We start from the raw sequence: 1,086 nt of genomic DNA, 5'->3' as shown, positions 1-1,086 counted from the left end.
AACACCCGAAGTCGGTGAGGTAACCGCAAGGGGCCAGCCGCCGAAGGTGGGGTAGATGATTGGGGTGAAGTCGTAACAAGGTAGCCGTATCGGAAGGTGCGGCTGGATCACCTCCTTTCTATGGAGTACTTCGAACCTGTAACGGTTCGGTACAGAGGCAATGCCTCACAAACACTTGTACAGCTCGTTGTTCAGTTTTGAAGGAGTAAGACTTCTTCAATGAATCCGTTTGGTGATGATGGCGGAGGGGACCCACGCGTTCCCATCCCGAACACGACCGTTAAGCCCTCCAGCGCCGATGGTACTTGGACCGCAGGGTCCTGGGAGAGTAGGACGTTGCCAAGCGGCCCGTTTTTATGCGGGTTGAACTAAATAAGGTAGTGATCATGCTAGGAAGTGCAATTGCATATCCTTCCGAAGCTAGCATTTACTCCGTAAATGCTCTTAGGGCCTTTAGCTCAGCTGGTTAGAGCGCACCCCTGATAAGGGTGAGGTCGGTGGTTCGAGTCCACTAAGGCCCACCATACTCCAATATAGAGAAGGCAACGCAAGCGATACCGACGAAACCGGGGGTTCCCCCAAAAGTAATCGGAATAAGCTTCGAAGGCATTCTTCACTTTTGGGGGACTATTTGGGGCCATAGCTCAGCTGGGAGAGCGCCTGCCTTGCAAGCAGGAGGTCAGGAGTTCGATCCTCCTTGGCTCCACCAAAAACGACCGCAAAAAACTTCAAATTTCGACTTGAAATGCGAATGGGATTTGTGGTAATATAGCACTTGTCGCTTTCAGCGAAAACAACGAGTGCGGAACTTCAATAGAAGAAACGCACAAAGTTGGCAAGCTTCGAAAAACGATATGTGCAACGTTGTTCCTTGAAAACTGGATAGCGAAACGAAGAGAGCAAGAACATCTGTAAAGGTGATCTTAGAGGCTGAAACGTTCGATATTTTGAACATCCTTCGGGACATTCAAAAATCTTGGATAAGCTAATAAGGGCGCACGGAGGATGCCTAGGCGCTAGGAGCCGAAGAAGGACGTGGCGAACTACGATAATGCCTCGGGGAGCCGTAAGCAGGCTTCGATCCGG

Annotated in this window: 2 tRNA genes and 3 rRNA genes; all 5 read left to right on the top strand. The window is 50.6% G+C overall.

Going from position 1 to position 1,086, the window contains the following annotated elements:
* Nucleotides 1-118, top strand: a 16S ribosomal RNA gene (locus tag AC3Y2E_RS34590); the annotation flags it as partial.
* Nucleotides 119-228: 110 nt separating this feature from the next.
* Nucleotides 229-345: ribosomal RNA gene (rrf, locus tag AC3Y2E_RS34585) — 5S ribosomal RNA — on the top strand.
* A 102-nt stretch (nt 346-447) separates the two neighbouring features.
* A tRNA-Ile gene (locus tag AC3Y2E_RS34580) sits at nt 448-524 on the top strand.
* A 109-nt stretch (nt 525-633) separates the two neighbouring features.
* Nucleotides 634-709, top strand: a tRNA-Ala gene (locus AC3Y2E_RS34575).
* Between the two features lie 269 nt (nt 710-978).
* A 23S ribosomal RNA gene (locus AC3Y2E_RS34570) occupies nt 979-1,086 on the top strand; the annotation flags it as partial.

This window comes from Paenibacillus sp. MAH-35 (assembly GCF_058135425.1).
Note: the sequence above shows the minus strand (reverse complement) of the source record. Positions and strands in the feature narration are given on the sequence as shown.